Genomic DNA, 16,296 nt, shown 5'->3' with positions numbered 1-16,296 from the left:
CGTGATGGCGTTGCTGACGTTCTCGTTGGGCTACGTGGGTTCCCGCCGGGCGAACACGACACCGGACTTCCTGGTGGCCCGGCGCGCCATCCCGGCCACCCGCAACGCCGCCGCGATCTCCGGCGAGTACCTGTCGGCGGCGTCGTTCCTGGGCGTGGCGGGGCTGGTGCTCAAGGACGGCATCGACGCGCTGTGGTACCCGATCGGCTTCACCGCGGGGTACCTGGCGATGATGCTGTTCGTGGCGGCGCCGCTGCGGCGGTCGGGCGCGTACACGCTGCCGGACTTCGCCGAGGCGCGGCTCGGCCCGTCGAACCTGCGGAGGGTCTGCACGTTCTTCGTGATCTGCATCGGCGTGCTGTACCTGGTGCCGCAGCTGCAGTCGGCCGGGTTGACGCTGAACACGATCACCGGCCTGCCCGCGTGGCTCGGCGGCGCGGCGGTGACCGTGATCGTCGTGGTGAACGTCCTCGGCGGCGGGATGCGCGCGATCACGCTGGTGCAGGCGTTCCAGTACTGGGGCAAGCTGTTCGCGATCGCCGCGCCGACGTTCGTGCTGTTCGCGCTGTTCCTGACCGGTCCGGGCAACGGCGCGCAGCCGGTGGACTCCGCGGGCGTGCTGCGGTTCCCCGAGGACGTCGAGGTGACCACGGTCGACCCGGTGCGGGTGCGCGTCGACGTGCCGATGGAGCTGTCCGCGACCGGCCGGGTGAACGGCTCGCCCGCCGACGGCCCGGCGTACTGGACGCCCGGCCTGTACGAGGTGGGCGCGGAGACGAAGCTGCGGTTCGCCGCGGGCTCGCCGGTGCCGGTGGTCGAGGGGTCGCCGACGTCGAACCACGACTGGCTGCGGCCCCAGACGGAGGGCCTGTCGGGGCTGTTCGAGACGTACTCGCTGATCTTCGCGACGTTCCTGGGCACCATGGGGCTGCCCCACGTGCTGGTGCGGTTCTACACGAACCCGGACGGGCGGGCGGCGCGGCGCACGGCGCTGCACGTGCTGTACCTGCTGGGCCTGTTCTACCTCTTCCCGACCGTGCTGGGCGTGATCTCGCGCCAGTACCTGCCGCAGCTGCTGGTCACGGGCAAGACGGACGCGGCGGTGCTGCTGCTGCCGGACACGATGCAGCCGAACGTGCTCGGCCAGGTGCTCGGCGCGATCGTGGCGGCGGGCGCGTTCGCGGCGTTCCTGTCCACGTCGTCGGGGCTGCTCGTGTCGGTGGCCGGGGTGGTGTCGACGGACATCCTGCCGGGCAAGGTGCGCGACTTCCGGTGGGCGACCGTGCTGACCGGCGCGGTGGCGATCGGGTTGGCGCTGCTGCTGCCCCGGTCGGACGCCTCGTTGACGGTGGCGATGTCGTTCGCGCTGGCGGCGTCCACGTTCTGCCCGTTGTTGTTGTTGGGCATCTGGTGGCGCGGGCTGACGTGGGTCGGCGCGATGGCCGGTCTGCTGGTCGGCGGCGGGCTGGTGATCGGCGCGCAGGTGGCGACGGTGGTCAGCTCGTACACCGGGGATTGGGCGCCGTCGGTGTTCTCGCAGCCGGCGCTGGTGACCGTGCCGGCGGCGTTCCTGACCATGGTGATGATCAGCAGGCTGACCGCGCGCCGCAAGCCCGACGACGTGAACCAGATCCTGCTGCGGTTCCACGCGCCGGATCCGCTGGGTTTCATGCGCGACCGGGAGTCGCAGTTCGGCGCCGGCGAGGAGAAGGCGCGCGCGGCGGACCGCGAGCCCGGCGCCGGCGGGCCGGCGCAGTCCTGAGCCGGTGTGAAACGGCTCACAGTGACGTTTGAGCACCCGGCTGCCGGTTAGGCCTTCGGGCAGGCCTGTCGCCGGTGCTGCCCCGCGATGACCTGCGGTGGACGGGACGACCCGACGGTCTGTCGCTGAGAGTGGAGATAGGTCTCAATCGGGTGAAGATAAAGACACCGATCCGGCTATCGGTGACTTCGATCACCCGAGTGGCAGTTCGTCTCAGAGTTACTACCGCTCATCGCATCACTCGACTGTTGAGCGCAAGGTCACACAAAAGGTCTTTCAGGCGTGAGCCAGGTCTCCCTACGGTGCACGGCGTATCAGGAACGCACCAGGAGGACTTACGTGCCGTTCACACCGTCGTCAAGTACGCGAGGAGGGGACCGTGAGCACCTCTGAGCAGCACACCCCCGACGCCCAGGACAACCACAACTGGGTGGATGTGCAGGACAGCCCCGACTTCCGCGAGTTGCGCCGGCGGCTGCGCAGTTTCGTCTTCCCCATGGCCGGTCTCTTCCTGGCCTGGTACCTGCTGTACGTCCTGCTCGCCGACTACGCCCACGGGTTCATGTCGACGAAGGTCATCGGCAACATCAACGTCGGCCTGATCCTCGGGCTGCTGCAGTTCGTGTCGACCTTCGCCATCACGACGCTGTACGTGCGGCACGCGAACAAGAACCTCGACCCCATGGCGGAGAAGCTCCGCAACGAGCTCGAAAGGGGTCAAGCGTGAACGGCAACGCCCTGCTCAACATCGGCATCTTCGGCATCTTCGTCGCGGCAACCCTGGTCGTCGTCATCCGGGCCAGCCGCAACACCAAGACGGCCGCCGACTACCTCGCCGCGGGCCGCTCGTTCACCGGCCCCCAGAACGGCGTCGCGATCGCGGGCGACTACCTGTCCGCCGCGTCGTTCCTCGGCATCGCGGGCGCCATCGCGCTCAACGGCTACGACGGCTTCCTGTACTCCATCGGCTTCCTGGTGGCGTGGCTCATCGCGCTGCTGCTGGTCGCCGAGCTGCTGCGCAACACCGGCAAGTACACGATGGGCGACGTGCTGAGCTTCCGCATGCGCCAGCGCCCGGTGCGCGCGGCGGCGGCGACGTCGACCATGGCCGTGTCCTTCTTCTACCTGCTGGCCCAGATGGCGGGCGCGGGCGGCCTGGTCGCCCTGCTGCTCAACATCACCGGCAAGCTCGGCCAGGCGATCGTGATCGCGATCGTGGGCGCGCTGATGATCGCGTACGTGCTCATCGGCGGCATGAAGGGCACCACCTGGGTGCAGATCATCAAGGCGGTGCTGCTGATCGTCGGCGCCGGCGTGATGACGCTGTGGGTCCTGGCCAAGTTCGGCCTGAACCTGTCCAGCCTGCTCGGCTCGGCCGTGGAGAACGCGCCGAAGGCCGGCGAGAAGCTGCTCGGCCCCGGCCTGCAGTACGGCGCGACCGGCACGTCGAAGCTGGACTTCCTGTCGCTGGCCCTCGCGCTGGTGCTCGGCACGGCCGGCCTGCCGCACATCCTGATGCGCTTCTACACCGTGCCGACCGCGAAGGAAGCCCGCCGCTCGGTGGTCTGGGCGATCTGGCTGATCGGCCTGTTCTACCTGTTCACGCTGGTCCTGGGCTACGGCGCGGCGGCGTTGGTGGGTCCGGACAAGATCAGGGCGGCTCCGGGTGGGGCGAACTCGGCGGCTCCGCTGCTCGCCGAGGCGCTCGGCGGACCGCTGCTGCTCGGCCTGATCGCCGCGGTCGCGTTCGCCACGATCCTCGCGGTGGTGGCCGGTCTGACGATCACCGCTTCGGCGTCGTTCGCGCACGACATCTACGCCAACATCATCAAGAAGGGTGAGGCGGAGGACAAGGACGCCGAGGTCAAGGTGGCGCGGCGGACGGCGATCGTGATCGGCATCGTGTCCATCGCCGGCGGTATCGCGGCCAACGGCCAGAACATCGCGTTCCTGGTGGCGCTGGCGTTCGCGGTGGCGGCGTCGGCGAACCTGCCGACCATCCTGTACTCGCTGTTCTGGAAGCGGTTCAACACCTCCGGCGCGCTGTGGAGCATCTACGGCGGTCTCGCCGTCACGATCACGCTGATCGTGCTGTCGCCCGCGGTGTCCGGCAAGTCGACCTCGATGTTCAAGAACGTCGACTTCGCGTTGTTCCCGCTGTCCAACCCGGGCATCGTGTCGATCCCGGTGGCGTTCCTCCTCGGCTACCTCGGCACCGTGCTGTCGAAGGAGAACGACAAGGACAAGTACGCGGAGATGGAGGTGCGCGCCCTCACCGGCGTCGGCGCCGAGAAGGCGGTCGCGCACTAGCCCGCCGTTCCGCGCTCACCACGCCGGCCACCATCCTTTCGGGGGAGGTGGCCGGCGTGCTCCTTATCCCCGGTTTATAAGCCGCGTGGCAGCATGGACCCGTGACGGTTCCCAGCGTTGAAGTGTCCGAGGTGCCGGCCGAGCTGCCGGAGGGCAAGGTCCTGCTCGACGTGCGCGAGGCCGACGAGTGGGCGGCGGGCCACGCCCCGGGCGCCCTGCACATCCCGATGAGCGAGTTGGCGGGCAAGCTCGACGAGCTGCCGGGCGACTCCGAGTTCTACGTCGTGTGCCGCTCCGGCGGCCGTTCCGCGCGGGTCACGCAGTACCTGAACGCCAACGGCTGGGAGGCGAGGAACGTCGACGGCGGCATGCAGCTGTGGGCCGCGACCGGCCGTCCGCTGGTCGGTGAGGTCGACGGCGCGGAGCCCGAGGTCATCTGACATGGCGCTGCGACCGCTGCGGGTGGACTGGGTGGCGACCCCGCCACCCGGCGCCTACCCGCACCGTCGCCAGGGCGCGCCGCGCCGGGTCTACACCGGCCCGCCGTCGTACCCGGTGCCGCCGCGCTGGGGCTTCCCGCTGCTGGCGTGGCGCTGGCCCACGTCCGTGGCGATGGACGACGACCGGTCCGCGGACACCGTCGAGCACGTGCAGCGGCTGGCGCGCACGGCGTCGCACGCCTTGGGCCTGGCCGCGCTGACGGCGCTGTGGGCGGCGGGCAGCGAGCTGTGGCGTTACGCGTTGTTGCTGCTCAGCCGCTACGGCGCGATGTCGGAGACCACGGTGGGCGTGTCGGACGCGATGGTCGTGGCCTCCTCGGTGGTGACGATCGTGGCGTCCGCGGTCGCCCTGGTCTTCACCCTGCTGTGGCTGCGCCGCGCCCGCAACGCGGCCGCCGCCGAGGCGGGCTACGGCCCGTCGAGGTCGGACCGGGAGGTGCTGGTCGGCCTGGTGGTGCCGGGGGTGAACCTGGTGGTGCCCGGCTCGGTCCTGGCCGAGCTGGAGCACGCCGCCCTGCGCGAGCCGGCCACCGCCCGCCCGGCGCCGTCCAAGCTGGTCCGCTGGTGGTGGGGCCTGTGGGCGTTCACCGGCCTGTTCGTCGGGTTCACCGTGGTCTGGGGCTTCCGCTCCAGCGTGCAGGCCATGGCGGACGGCGTGCTGTTCCACGCCGTCGCCGACCTCCTGGCCGCCGCCGTGGCGATCGTGACGGCGGTGCTGGTCCGCCGCATCACCACGCTCCTGCTGCCGGTGGACGCGGGCGCCATCCGCCGGATGCGGGTCGTGGACGTCAAGGACGCCCCGACCCCGGTCCTGCGCCCCGTCCGCTCCTCGGGCTCGCCGCGCTGACCGCTCCGGCCGCTGGGGACTGGGGCTGTCCGCCTCTCGGGTGCGCGGTCGTCGCGGTTCCCCCGTGGGCGGCTGGTCCGCGTGGCCCGGAGGGACGCGCCCTCGCACGCCGCCGACCACGTCACCGGTTCGCCGGCACCCGTTCGGCCAGGAAGTCCTCCCAGGTCCGGGCGCCCCTCGCGGCTCCCTCGCCCGCCAGGTTCTCGCCCGCGCGGTAGGCGCGGCCCGCCTTCCCGGGCATCCGCACGGGGACCAGCAGCCGGCGCTTGTCCCGTCCTGCCAGGTAGCCGCGGACCAGGTCGGCCAGGCCGTGGACCTCCGGGCCGGCCAGGTCGGGCACCAGGCCGGCCGGTGCGGCGAGCGTCAGCTCCGCCAGGCGTTCGGCCACGTCACGGGCGTCGACCGGCTCGAACCGCAGCACGCCCGGGATCGGGACGACCGGCATCTTCGCCATCTTCTCGACCACGGTCAGGACCAGGTCGTGGAACTGGGCGGCGCGCAGGGTCGTCCACGGCAGGCCCGACCCGGCCACCGCGCGCTCCGCGCCGAGCTTCTCCCGGAACCAGGCAAGCGGCACGCGGTCCGCGCCGATGGCCGAGATGTGGACGAAGTGCCGCACACCGCCGGTCGCCGCCGCCGTGCGCACCAGCCGCTCGGTCGCCTCCGCGTCACCCTTCGGGCCGCCGGCCAGGTGCAGGACGACCTCGACGCCGTCCACCGCCGCCTCGACGCCCTCGCCGGTGAGCAGGTCGCCGGTCAGGTGCTCGACGCCGTTCACCGGCCCGTGGCCGCGCCGGCTGAGCACGCGCACCCGGTGTCCCGCGAGCAACGGCGTGACGAGCCGTCCGAGGGTGCCGGTACCGCCCGTGACCAGGATGGATGTCATTGTTCCTCCGAACATGTCGAATGGGTCTACTGCCTCGACCCGCGGCGCGGAGGGAACGTGACACGGTGGACGACCGGGAGCTGCGCGCCGAGCGCTTCGAGGAGCACCGGACCCACCTGCGTTCGGTGGCGTACCGGATGCTCGGCTCGGTGGCCGAGGCGGACGACGCCGTGCAGGACGCCTGGCTGCGGTTCGACCGCGCCGACACCGACGAGGTGGAGAACCTCGGCGCGTGGCTGACCACGGTCGTCGCCCGCCTCTGCCTGAACGTCCTGCGCTCCCGCGGGCAGCGGCGCGAGGACCCGTTCGACGTCCACGTGCCCGACCCGGTCATCAGCTACGACGGCGGCGCCGACCCCGAGTACGAAGCGGTGCTCGCCGACTCGGTCGGCCTGGCGCTGCTGGTCGTCCTGGACACCCTCACGCCCGCCGAACGCCTCGCGTTCGTGCTGCACGACCTGTTCGCCGTCCCGTTCGACGAGATCGCCGCGGTGATCGAGAAGTCGACGGCCGCGACCCGCCAGCTGGCCAGCCGCGCCCGCCGCCGCGTCCAGGGCCGGGTCCCGACCCCGGACACCGACCCGACCCGGCAACGGGAGGTCGTGGACGCCTTCTTCGCCGCCGCGCGCGACGGTGACCTCGACGCCCTGGTCGCGGTGCTCGACCCGGACGTCGTGCTCCGCTCCGACGGCGGGGCGGGGTCACGCTTCAGCGTCACCCTGTCCGGCGCGCGCACCGTGGCCGGCCAGGCCGTCACCTTCGGCCGGCTCTTCCCGCTCGCCCGTCCCGCCCTGGTCAACGGTGTCGCCGGGGTCGTCGTCGCGGCCGACGGCCGGGCGCTGTCGGTCATGGCCTTCACCGTCACCGGGGGCCGGATCGCCGCCATCGACGTGCTGGCCGACCGCGAACGCCTCAAGGACGTGCTCGTACTCCCAGACCAGGGCCAGGGGGGCGCGCCTGCCGTAGCGCTTGAGGGCTGATTCGGCGGACACGTGCTGCCCGATGAACGTCCGGCCGGTCTCGGGATCACGCCGGTAGACGACCGCGTCCGACCGGTCCTCGTCCACGATTTCCATGCCCCAGGCGAAGATCCGGCGGCGGTCGGTCGCGTCCACCAGGCTGAAGAGGTTCGCTTCCACGGGGACCACTGTGCGGCCGGGAGATCCGCCCGATGCGGTGACGCGCGGCGGGAATCCCGCATCCGCGAGTCCCACCGGATCATGCTGCCCTGTGCCCACTCCGCCACCGTTCCGCCGCCGTCGGCTGGGGCGCAAGCTCGCCCGGATGCGGACCCAGGCCAAGTTGACCCTCGACGAGGCCGCCAAAGCCCTCTACCGCACCAAGTCCACCCTCCACCGGCTGGAGAAGGGCGAGACGATCCTCGACGTCCACCTCGCCAAGTCGATGATGGACCTCTACGACCAGTACGACCCCGACCTCATCGACCAGGCGCTGCGGGCCCGCGAGCCCGGCTGGTGGACCACCTACGGCATCGAGAACCAGGGCTACATCGACGTCGAGACCGAGGCCGACCACGTGCGCGACTTGTCGCCGCTGATCATCCCGGGCCTGCTCCAGACGACCGCTTACATGCGCGCGCTGTTCGAGGCGCACCGGCTCAAGCGGACCAAGCGGTGGCTGGAGAACGACATCCGGGTCCGCCAGATCCGCCAGGACCGGCTGACCGAGCCGGACCACCCGCTGCGCCTGCACGCGATCGTCGAGGAAGCCGCGCTCCGCAAGGTGGTCGGCAGCCGCGAGGTCATGCGGGAGCAGTTGGCGCACCTGCTCGACATGGCGAAGCGGCCCAACGTGACGATCCAGGTGGTGTCGAACGGGCAAGGGGTTGTCGACGGCATGGCGACCGCGTTCACACTCCTCGGCTTCTCGGGGCCGGACGAGCCGGAGGTCCTGTACATCGAGTACCTCACCGGGGCGCTGCACATCGAGCAGGAGCGCGAGCTGCGGGAGGCTAGACTGACGTTCGGTTTCGTGGCCTCCCGGGCGTTGGACCCGAAGGATTCGGTGGCCTTGATCGAACGGGTTCTGGCCGAGTGAAAGAGGCGGTGGCCGTGTCCACAGTGGACCTCTCCGGCGTGACGTGGCGCAAGAGCAGCCGGAGCAACGGTGCCAGCAATGCCAACTGCGTCGAGGTGGCGTTCGCGGGGCCGGCGGTCGCCGTGCGGGACTCGAAGAACCCGGACGCCGCAACGCTCGCGTTCCCCGCTGTTCAGTGGTCGTTCTTCCTCCGGCACTTGGGCTCCTGACCGGCCACGTGCCACCGTGACCCCATGCGGGCACTCGCGGCGGCACTGATCCTGACCCTGCTGACCTCCGGGCTGACCTCTGGGCTGAGCTCCGGCGTGGCGAACGCCGACAGCGGGCGCAAGTTCGACCTCCAAGCCCACCGCGGCGGGATCGGGCTGACGGTCGAGAGCACGTTGGCGGCGTTCGCCAAGGCGCTCGAACTGGGCGTCACGACGCTGGAGCTGGACGTCCAGATCACCAAGGACGGCCGTGAGGTCGTCACGCACGACCGCAGGACGAACCCGGCGAAGTGCGTCGACACCGCGCCCGCGTTCCCCGGCGACCCGGCGTTCCCGTACGCGGGCAAGTACGTGAAGGACCTGACGTTCGCGCAGGTCCGCACGCTGGACTGCGGGTCGCGGCGGTGGGCGCAGTACCCGGAGCAGGAGCTGTCGCCGGGCGCGCGGATGCCCACGTTGGCCGAGGTCTTCGCGCTGGCCCGCGACTACCGCGCGTTCACCGTGAAGTTCAACATCGAGACCAAGGTCGAGGCCGCCGCGCCGCACGAGACCGCGCCGCGCGAGCAGTTCGTCGAGGTCACGGCCCGCGAGATCCGCAGGTCCGGCTTCTTCCGCAACGTCACCGTGCAGTCGTTCGACTGGGGCACGCTGATGCTCTGGCGCAAGGCCGAGCCGCGCCTCCCGCTGGTCGCGCTGACGCAGCCCGAGTTCCTGCGCCCCGGCTCCCCGTGGACGGGCGGACTCGACCTGGCCGACTTCGACGGCAGCGTGGTCAGGGCGGTGAAGAGCTTCGGCGCGTCCGCGCTCTCCCCGGTGCACGGCAACCCGCAGAACGGCAAGGTCGGCGACCCGGACTACGTCCCGTTCACCACGAAGGCCCTGGTGGACGAGGCGCACGCGCACGGCCTGAAGGTCGTCCCGTGGACGGTCAACGACCCGGCCACCATGCACAAGCTGATCGACGACGGCGTGGACGGCCTCATCACCGACTACCCGGACCGCCTGCGCGCGGTGATGGCCGAACGCGGCTTCAAGCTGCCGAAGAAGCACACGCTCAAGCGCTAGCGGCCCGCGCCCAGCGGCTCTTGTGGAAGATCGGGTCGCGGCCGTAGACGTCGAGCGCCACGTCGGGCTCGGCGAACACCCTCCGCAGGCCGGTCAGGTGCGCGTGCCCGTGCCGGTGGACCTCCCGGTCCGCGGCGACCAGCTCGCCCGCCTCGGTGAACAGGTCGCCGAGGCGGAGCAGCGAGCGGCTCGTGCTGGAGACGACGAGGGTGGCCGCGTGCTCGGCGAGGGTGATCCGGTGCGACCCGGTCCACTCCCGGTCGCGCCACTCCTCGTCCGTGCGCGCTGGTGGCGTCGTGAACCGCGCGGGACGTGCCGTCGACCGCCGCAACGCCCGCCGCACCTCGGGCCACCCCGACGGCCTCAGCCCGACGTCACGCCGCACCACCAGCAGGTCGACGGGCCGGGCGCAGCCCATCCGCCACCGCTCTCCCTCCGGCACGTTGTCCCGCGCCGGGACGAACAGCGCGCTGTGCCGACTGGTCGCCGCCAACCGCACCAACGCGCCCAGCCGCAGCAGGTCGGCCCGCGACCCGGTCACCGTCGCCGTGCCGACGATCGGCTCAGGGGGCCGCACCCAGAGGTTGCGCAACCGTGCGGCGGGCACGAGGACGCGGTGCAGCGGCGAGTGCCGCACCACCGGGTGCGCGATCACCGACAACCTCATCGACGCAGGGTGGCGGCCGGTTGCCGTGCCGTCCACCGGATTACCGGGTCACCGGATCACGCGGACGTCAGCGGCAGGTCGTGCAGGCCCCGGATGACGAACTCGGCCCGGCGGCGCGGTTCGGCGGCCAGGGTCGCGTTCGGCAGCTTGCGGATCAGGGAGGACAGGGCCGCCTGGACCTCGATGCGGGCCAGGGGCGCGCCCAGGCAGTAGTGGATGCCCATGCCGAAGCCCAGGTGGGGGTTCGGGTCGCGGGTGATGTCGAAGGTGTCCGGGTCGGTGAAGACCTCGGGGTCGCGGGCCGCCGCGCCCAGCAGCGCGGCGATCTTCTGCCCCGGCTCGACCCGGTACCCGGCGATGGTCACGGGCTCGGTGGCGGTGCGCTCGAACAGCTGCAACGGCGAGTCGTAGCGGATCAGCTCCTCCACCGCCGTGGGTAGCAGAGCGTGGTCGTTCACCAGGCGTCGCCACTCGTGCGGGTGGTTCATCAGCGCTTGGACGCCGTTGCCGATGACGTTGACCGTGGCCTCGTGTCCGGCCATGAGCAGCAGCACGGCGGTCGCCACCAGCTCGTCCTCGGTCAGCTTCGCGCCGTCGGTGTCGGTGACCGCCACGAGGTCGGACACCAGGTCGTCACCGGGCGACGTGCGCCGCAGCGCGACCAGCTCCCGCAGGTAGGCGACGAACTCCGCGGCCGCGCGCTCGGCCGCCTCCTGCTTGTCCGGGGCCAGGTCGTACTCGTACATCTTCACGATGGCGTTCGACCACGGCTGCAACAGCGCCCGGTCCCGCGCGGGCACGCCCAGCAGCTCGGCGATCACCTCGACCGGCAGCGGCGCCGCCACGTGGGACAGCAGGTCGGCCTGCCCCTCCGACGACACCTTGGCCACGAGCTCGTCCACCAGGCGGTCGGCCAGCTCGACGATCCACGGCCGCAGCCGCTCGACGTGGCCGCGGCCGAACGCGGCGGCCACCAGCCTGCGCAGCCGGCTGTGCGTGGGCGGCTCGTTCTCCAGCATCGAGTTGCGGTGCAGGAGGTTGAACGACGCGAACCGGTCCACCGGCTTCGCGTCGGTCCAGATGCGGCCGAGGGACCGGTGCCTGAGCACGGCCGACGCCGCCGCGTGCGACACCGCCACCGCCACGCCCAGGTCCTCGTGCCAGTGCACCCCGCCCTGCGCGCGCATCGCGGCGAACGCGGGGTACGGATCCGCGATGAATGCCAGATCGTGCTGGTCGAAGGACGCCACGGTGACGGACGGTAGGTCTTGAGCGCGGCTCGCGTCCATCCGAGTGTGGTTGTTGTTTCAAATATTCAGCGAGCTGTGACATCGGGTAGTCAGGTTGACCCCGTGCGTGCCCCACCAGGAGCATCCCTGACGTGTCACCTGACGTCATCGCCCACCGCGGCGCCTCCACCCGCCGCCCCGAGCACACCCTCGCCGCCTACGAGCTGGCCCTGCGGCAGGGCGCCGACGGGCTGGAGTGCGACGTGCGGCTCACCAGGGACGGGCACCTCGTGTGCGTGCACGACCGCACGATCGACCGCACCAGCGGCGGCGAGGGCAAGGTCAGCGCGATGACCCTGGAGGAGCTGCGGCGGCACGACTTCGGCAGCTGGCACGGCGGCGAGCCCGCCGAGGTGCTGACCCTGGACGCGCTGCTCGGCCTCGCCGCCGATTACGGCAAGCGGCTGTTCGTCGAGACCAAGCACCCCGTCCGGTACCGGGGCCTGGTCGAGCGCCGCCTCGCCGAGGAGCTGGGCCGCCACCGGGTCGACGCGGTGATGATGTCGTTCTCCGTCTTCGCCGTGCACCGGTTCAAGAAGCTCAGGCCCGAGGTGCCCACGGTCCTGCTCTACGACCGGCTGTGGCCGAGGACCAAGCCCCACTTCGCCGACTACGCCGGACCTGGAGTTCACCTGCTCAGACGTCACCCGGGCAGGGGAGAGGGCGCCTACGTGTGGACGGTGGACGACCCGGCCGACATCGCGTTGTGCCGTGAGCGCGGCGTCCGGTTCCTCGCCACCAACAACCCGGAGGAGACGCGCGAGCACCTTGCGGATAACTTGACGCCCGACCAGCCCTGAGACCGAGGAGGCGCGGTGGCGAAGCGGACAGCCGTGAAGAACAAGCCGGCGGACGGCGTCAACCCGCGGCAGCCGTGCCCGTGCGGCTCCGGCAAGCGCTACAAGGCCTGCCACGGTTCGGCGGGCGGCGCGGCGGACGTGATCGTCTCCCGACCGTTCCAGGGCCTGGCCGCCGAGGCGGAGCTGATCGCGCTGCGCGAGTTCGTGCCCTCGGCGACGGTGAAGCTGCCGCTCAAGGCGACCGACGGCGGTCGTGAGGTCGTGCTGGCGACCGTGCTGCCGATGGCGGCGGCGGGCCTGGTGCGCTCGGACGGCACCGCGTTCGTCGGCCTGCAGGTGCAGACCCGGTCCGGCGACCTCAGCCGCGACCTGGCGCGCGCCGTGCGGTGGGCGCAGACCGCGAAGACCGGTGACGCCCTCGCGGTCGTCGGCCCGGACGACGGCTCGAACCCCGGCCGCCTGCAGGACCTCCTGGACGTCGAGGCGACGCTGAGCCCGGAGCTGCACGCCGACTTCGCGTGGTGGCTGCCGCCGGACAACGAGCCCGCCGGCGAGGTCGCCCTGTCCCTGGAGCGCGCCAACGCCGCGATCCTGCCCACCGAGCGCCTCGACGCGCCCGGCGTGGCCGCCGCCTACTGGGTGGACGCGGGCGACAAGGCGCACCTGCGCTGGGTCCGCCCCGAGCCGGAGGAGACGCTGCTCGCGGCGCTCGCCCGGCTGTCCGTGCGCGGCGAGCTCGACCTGGGCGAGGGCTCCCGGTACGCCGGGTCGTTCCGCGCGCACGGCCTGCTGGTCCCGGTGTGGGACCTGGACCGCGAGCTGCACTCCAGCGAGTGGGCGCCGGGCGCGGAGGCGTTGGGCAACCGTTTGCGGGACGCCCTGACCAGCCTCGACGACGAGCCGCTCACCGAGCAGGAACGGCGGGCGCGCGACGGTCTGCGCGGGCGGCAGATCACCCTGCGCTGAACCTGTCCACAGGTATCCCCAGCTTTGTCCACAGGGTCCTGTGGACAAGTGAGGAGTCGGAGTGATCCTGCGGATCAGCCCGAAGGAGGACTGGAGGCGGGCCCGCGAGGACGGCGCGATCCCGCTCGACCTCGACGGTTTCGTGCACTGCTCGGACCCCGGGACGGTGCACCTGCCCGCCAACCGCCTGTACCCGCACCGCCACGACCTCGTGCTGCTGGTGATCGACCCCGAGGGCCTGCCCGTGCTGTGGGAGCCGGGCGAGACCGAGGACGGCCCGTGGTTCCCGCACGTCTACGGGCCGATCCCGGCCGACGCGGTGGTGGCCGTGCACGAGTTCACGCCGGACGCCGACGGCGCCTTCCGGCCGTTGCCCGTTTTGTGACCTCGGTCTGAGGCAACCGACACCCCCTCTCGAACGTGTCCTCTCCGACGGTGGCCGAGGGGCCGCCGCCGGAGGGGGTTGTCGAGGTGACCGCGGTCTTGCCGGGGGAAAGAGCCACCGATCGGGGTGGGGGGACGACGGCCGACTTCGCCGACTTCGTGCGGATGTCGTTACCGGGCCTGTTGCGCTACGGGCACGCCTTGACCGGCAACCCGCACGACGCGGGAGACCTGGTGCAGACCGTGCTGGAGAAGGTCGGCGCGCGGTGGGCGGCGGTGCTGCGCAAGGGCGACCCCTTGGCGTACGTGCGGCGGTCCATGGCGAACGCCAACACCAGCCGGTGGCGCCGTCGGCGGCGTGAGGACCTGGTGGCGGAGTTCCCCGACGGGGTGGCCGCGGCCGGGCACGACCGCCTGGAGCACGAGCCGCTGTGGCAGGCGCTGCGGTCGCTGCCGCCGCGTCAGCGCGCCGTGGTCGTGCTGCGCTTCTACGACGGTCTGTCCGAGGCCGAGATCGCCCGCACGCTCGGCGTGTCCGCGGGCACGGTCAAGAGCCAGAACAGCAAGGCGATGGCGACCTTGCGCGCACGACTGGGGGACGCGGGGTGAACCTCGAGGAGGAGCTGGGCCGGTTGCTGCACGACGACCGGTTGGACGTGCGGCCCAGGCCGGACGCGACCGAGGTGGTCGTGGCGGGTGCGCGCCGGGCGCGTCACCGGCGGACCGCGGTGGTGGGCGCGGTCACGGCGGTCGCGCTGGTGGCGAGCGGGTGGGGCGTGACGGCGCTCGGCGGCTCGTTGAGCCTGCCGCCGGTGGACCCGGCCGTGCTGCCGACCACCACCACGACCGCCACGACGGCGACGCCCGCCGGCGGGACGGAGGTCGCGCCGCCACCGCACACCGTGGTGGAGACGGTCACGGTGGTGGTGACCGTGGGGCCGACGCGGCCGAACGTGGGGTACGGCGCGGTGAAGTTCGGCATGACCGCGCAGGAGGTGGCGGCCACCGGTCTGGTGACCGGGGCGCCCGGTGGCGAGTGCGCGGCGTTCACGTGGACGAGCGACCCGGGCACCGCGAACGCCGTGCTCGTGGCGCCGGGACAGGGCGTCGTGCGCATCACGTTGCCCGCGGCCGGCACGACGTCGAAGGGGATCGGCGTCGGCTCGACGCTGGAGCAGGTGGAGGCGCAGTACCCGCAGGGGGAGCCGACCCACGGTGGTTACCAGGTCTCCATGACCGGTGACGTGGGCTGGATGTACGTGTTCGCGCTGGACGCGGAGCGGGTCGTCGGTATTCGGATGCAGCGGCTCACCGCCGACTGCGCGCAGCAGGGGGAACAGCGATGAAGGTCAGGGGTGTCGTGGTGCTGGTGGTCGCGGGTCTGGCGCTGGTGGGGTGCACGGCGGGCACGGACGCGTCGATCGGCTCGGCGTCGTCGGCGTCGGCCACGACCACGACGGCGGTCACGACCACCGCGCCGTCGAGCGCGTCGGGCACGTCGAGCGCGTCGGCCGTCGCGCCGAGCACCGTCACGGTGCGGTCGACGGTGACGAGCACCGTGCAGGAGACCGTGGTGGTGGACACGACGCCGGTGCTCGGCCACTCCGCGTTCGGCGCGATCAAGCTCGGCATGACGCGCGAGCAGCTCGTGGCGACCGGCCTGGTCGGGGAGCCGACGCTGCGGATGAGCGCCATGTGCGACATGTACCCGCTCAAGTCCGGTAACGGCTCCGCGTGGATCCAAGACGGCCAGGGCCTCATGGCGATCTTGATGAACCACGGCGCCGTGACCGCGGAGGGCCTGCCGGTCGACATCGGCCCGGCCGACCCGCGGCTCGCCGAGACCTACCCGAGCGGCGAGCCTTGGGAGGATGGCGGCGGAGTGACGGCCGCCTTCAAGGTGTGGGTGAGCGACGACGTGAGGTACACGTTCCGGGGCAGCACGTCGCTGGCCCGTCGGGGTCAGGCCTGCTTCAGCTGATCCTGCCGCGGGTGGGGCCGAGCGGGAGGATGGACGGATGAAGTGGCTGGTCGTGGTGGCGGCAACCCTGCTGCTGACCGCCTGCGAGTCGTCCGCGCCGCAGGTCGTGCCACCCGTCACGAACGTGAGCGGCACGTCCGGGGCGGGTGACGCGGCCGTGCTCGACGCCCGCGGCATCGGCGCGGTGCGGCTGGGGATGTCGTTGGAGCAGCTCAAGGCCACCGGCGAGGTCGGCGAGGAGATGACCGAGCCGGAGTTCTCGTGCCCGGTGCACGAGCTGCGGACCGTGGAGGGCTGGGTGGGCCTGCACGACGGCGTCGCGGTGGACCTCCGGGTCGAGTCGGGCGCCCGCACCCCGGAGGGCCTGCGCCTCGGCGACTCGCGGGCCCGCATGCACGAGGTCTACCCGGACGTGGAGCAGACACCGCACGGGTTCGTCCGGGCGGCGGAGAGCGGGACCTGGTCGTGGTTCTACTTCCGCGACGCGGGCGACACCCTCACCGGCATCGGCCTGACCAGGGAAGGCCACGGCTGCCTGAACTGACCGCGACGCCCGCCACCCCCAAGGGTGA

At 71.9% G+C, this 16,296-nt stretch carries 19 protein-coding genes; 16 read left to right on the top strand and 3 right to left on the bottom strand.

All coding sequences use genetic code 11. The annotated features are described in order from the left end of the window. Positions 1-4: 4 nt before the first annotated feature. The 5 genes from ACZ7GX_RS00415 to ACZ7GX_RS00395 all read left to right on the top strand — a co-directional run bounded on the left by ACZ7GX_RS00415 (position 5) and on the right by ACZ7GX_RS00395 (position 5,419). Complete coding sequence (locus tag ACZ7GX_RS00415) at positions 5-1,762, top strand: sodium/solute symporter (RefSeq protein ID WP_498771950.1); 1,758 nt, start codon at positions 5-7, stop codon at positions 1,760-1,762. Between the two features lie 379 nt (positions 1,763-2,141). Continuing rightward, positions 2,142-2,489: a DUF485 domain-containing protein gene (locus ACZ7GX_RS00410; protein ID WP_498771213.1), complete on the top strand. Its 348-nt coding sequence runs from the start codon at positions 2,142-2,144 to the stop codon at positions 2,487-2,489. Beyond that, entirely contained in the window at positions 2,486-4,072 is a 1,587-nt protein-coding gene (locus ACZ7GX_RS00405; protein WP_498771211.1) for a monocarboxylic acid transporter, read from the top strand. The genes ACZ7GX_RS00410 and ACZ7GX_RS00405 overlap by 4 nt, the downstream gene beginning before the upstream one ends. Before the next feature lie 101 nt (positions 4,073-4,173). Continuing rightward, on the top strand, positions 4,174-4,512 hold the full coding sequence (locus tag ACZ7GX_RS00400; protein ID WP_498771209.1) for a rhodanese-like domain-containing protein: 339 nt from the start codon (positions 4,174-4,176) through the stop codon (positions 4,510-4,512). A gap of 1 nt (position 4,513) precedes the next feature. Further along, positions 4,514-5,419 (top strand): DUF4328 domain-containing protein, encoded by a 906-nt coding sequence (locus ACZ7GX_RS00395; RefSeq protein ID WP_498771207.1) that lies wholly within the window; start codon positions 4,514-4,516, stop codon positions 5,417-5,419. Between the two features lie 121 nt (positions 5,420-5,540). On the opposite strand, the gene ACZ7GX_RS00390 is transcribed toward ACZ7GX_RS00395, so the two are convergent. Further along, positions 5,541-6,305: an SDR family oxidoreductase gene (locus ACZ7GX_RS00390; RefSeq protein ID WP_498771205.1), complete on the bottom strand. Its 765-nt coding sequence runs from the start codon at positions 6,303-6,305 to the stop codon at positions 5,541-5,543. 65 nt (positions 6,306-6,370) lie between these two features. On the opposite strand from ACZ7GX_RS00390, the gene sigJ reads away from it, so the two are divergent. The 4 genes from sigJ to ACZ7GX_RS00370 all read left to right on the top strand — a co-directional run bounded on the left by sigJ (position 6,371) and on the right by ACZ7GX_RS00370 (position 9,637). After that, positions 6,371-7,285, top strand: a complete 915-nt coding sequence (sigJ, locus tag ACZ7GX_RS00385; protein WP_498771203.1) for an RNA polymerase sigma factor SigJ — start codon at positions 6,371-6,373, stop codon at positions 7,283-7,285. A gap of 250 nt (positions 7,286-7,535) precedes the next feature. Then, positions 7,536-8,363 (top strand): helix-turn-helix domain-containing protein, encoded by an 828-nt coding sequence (locus tag ACZ7GX_RS00380; RefSeq protein WP_498771201.1) that lies wholly within the window; start codon positions 7,536-7,538, stop codon positions 8,361-8,363. Between the two features lie 14 nt (positions 8,364-8,377). Then, the gene (locus tag ACZ7GX_RS00375) at positions 8,378-8,572 is read left to right on the top strand and encodes a DUF397 domain-containing protein (RefSeq protein WP_498771199.1); all 195 of its coding nucleotides are present in this window, start codon (positions 8,378-8,380) and stop codon (positions 8,570-8,572) included. 24 nt (positions 8,573-8,596) lie between these two features. Then, the gene (locus ACZ7GX_RS00370; RefSeq protein ID WP_498771197.1) at positions 8,597-9,637 is read left to right on the top strand and encodes a glycerophosphodiester phosphodiesterase; all 1,041 of its coding nucleotides are present in this window, start codon (positions 8,597-8,599) and stop codon (positions 9,635-9,637) included. Here ACZ7GX_RS00370 and ACZ7GX_RS00365 read toward each other — a convergent pair. Continuing rightward, complete coding sequence (locus ACZ7GX_RS00365; RefSeq protein WP_498771195.1) at positions 9,627-10,304, bottom strand: hypothetical protein; 678 nt, start codon at positions 10,302-10,304, stop codon at positions 9,627-9,629. The two genes, ACZ7GX_RS00370 and ACZ7GX_RS00365, sit on opposite strands and share 11 nt — an antisense overlap. Positions 10,305-10,360: 56 nt before the next feature. Continuing rightward, positions 10,361-11,593 (bottom strand): cytochrome P450, encoded by a 1,233-nt coding sequence (locus tag ACZ7GX_RS00360; RefSeq protein WP_498771193.1) that lies wholly within the window; start codon positions 11,591-11,593, stop codon positions 10,361-10,363. Between the two features lie 92 nt (positions 11,594-11,685). On the opposite strand from ACZ7GX_RS00360, the gene ACZ7GX_RS00355 reads away from it, so the two are divergent. The 7 genes from ACZ7GX_RS00355 to ACZ7GX_RS00325 all read left to right on the top strand — a co-directional run bounded on the left by ACZ7GX_RS00355 (position 11,686) and on the right by ACZ7GX_RS00325 (position 16,268). Beyond that, a complete protein-coding gene (locus tag ACZ7GX_RS00355; protein WP_498771191.1) occupies positions 11,686-12,393 on the top strand; it encodes a glycerophosphodiester phosphodiesterase family protein in 708 nt (235 codons plus the stop codon). 15 nt (positions 12,394-12,408) lie between these two features. Next, a complete protein-coding gene (locus ACZ7GX_RS00350; protein ID WP_498771189.1) occupies positions 12,409-13,359 on the top strand; it encodes a DUF5926 family protein in 951 nt (316 codons plus the stop codon). Between the two features lie 61 nt (positions 13,360-13,420). Next, a complete protein-coding gene (locus tag ACZ7GX_RS00345) occupies positions 13,421-13,744 on the top strand; it encodes a DUF952 domain-containing protein (RefSeq protein ID WP_498771187.1) in 324 nt (107 codons plus the stop codon). Between the two features lie 86 nt (positions 13,745-13,830). After that, positions 13,831-14,352: a SigE family RNA polymerase sigma factor gene (locus ACZ7GX_RS00340; protein WP_498771185.1), complete on the top strand. Its 522-nt coding sequence runs from the start codon at positions 13,831-13,833 to the stop codon at positions 14,350-14,352. Further along, positions 14,349-15,089, top strand: a complete 741-nt coding sequence (locus ACZ7GX_RS00335) for a hypothetical protein (RefSeq protein ID WP_498771184.1) — start codon at positions 14,349-14,351, stop codon at positions 15,087-15,089. Before ACZ7GX_RS00340 ends, ACZ7GX_RS00335 begins: the two co-directional genes overlap by 4 nt. Beyond that, entirely contained in the window at positions 15,086-15,724 is a 639-nt protein-coding gene (locus ACZ7GX_RS00330) for a hypothetical protein (RefSeq protein WP_498771182.1), read from the top strand. Before ACZ7GX_RS00335 ends, ACZ7GX_RS00330 begins: the two co-directional genes overlap by 4 nt. A 37-nt stretch (positions 15,725-15,761) precedes the next feature. Then, entirely contained in the window at positions 15,762-16,268 is a 507-nt protein-coding gene (locus ACZ7GX_RS00325) for a hypothetical protein (protein WP_498771180.1), read from the top strand. Positions 16,269-16,296: the final 28 nt, after the last annotated feature.

The organism is Actinosynnema sp. NPDC037264, from assembly GCF_055603705.1.
This window is presented reverse-complemented; position numbering and strand designations above follow the sequence as displayed.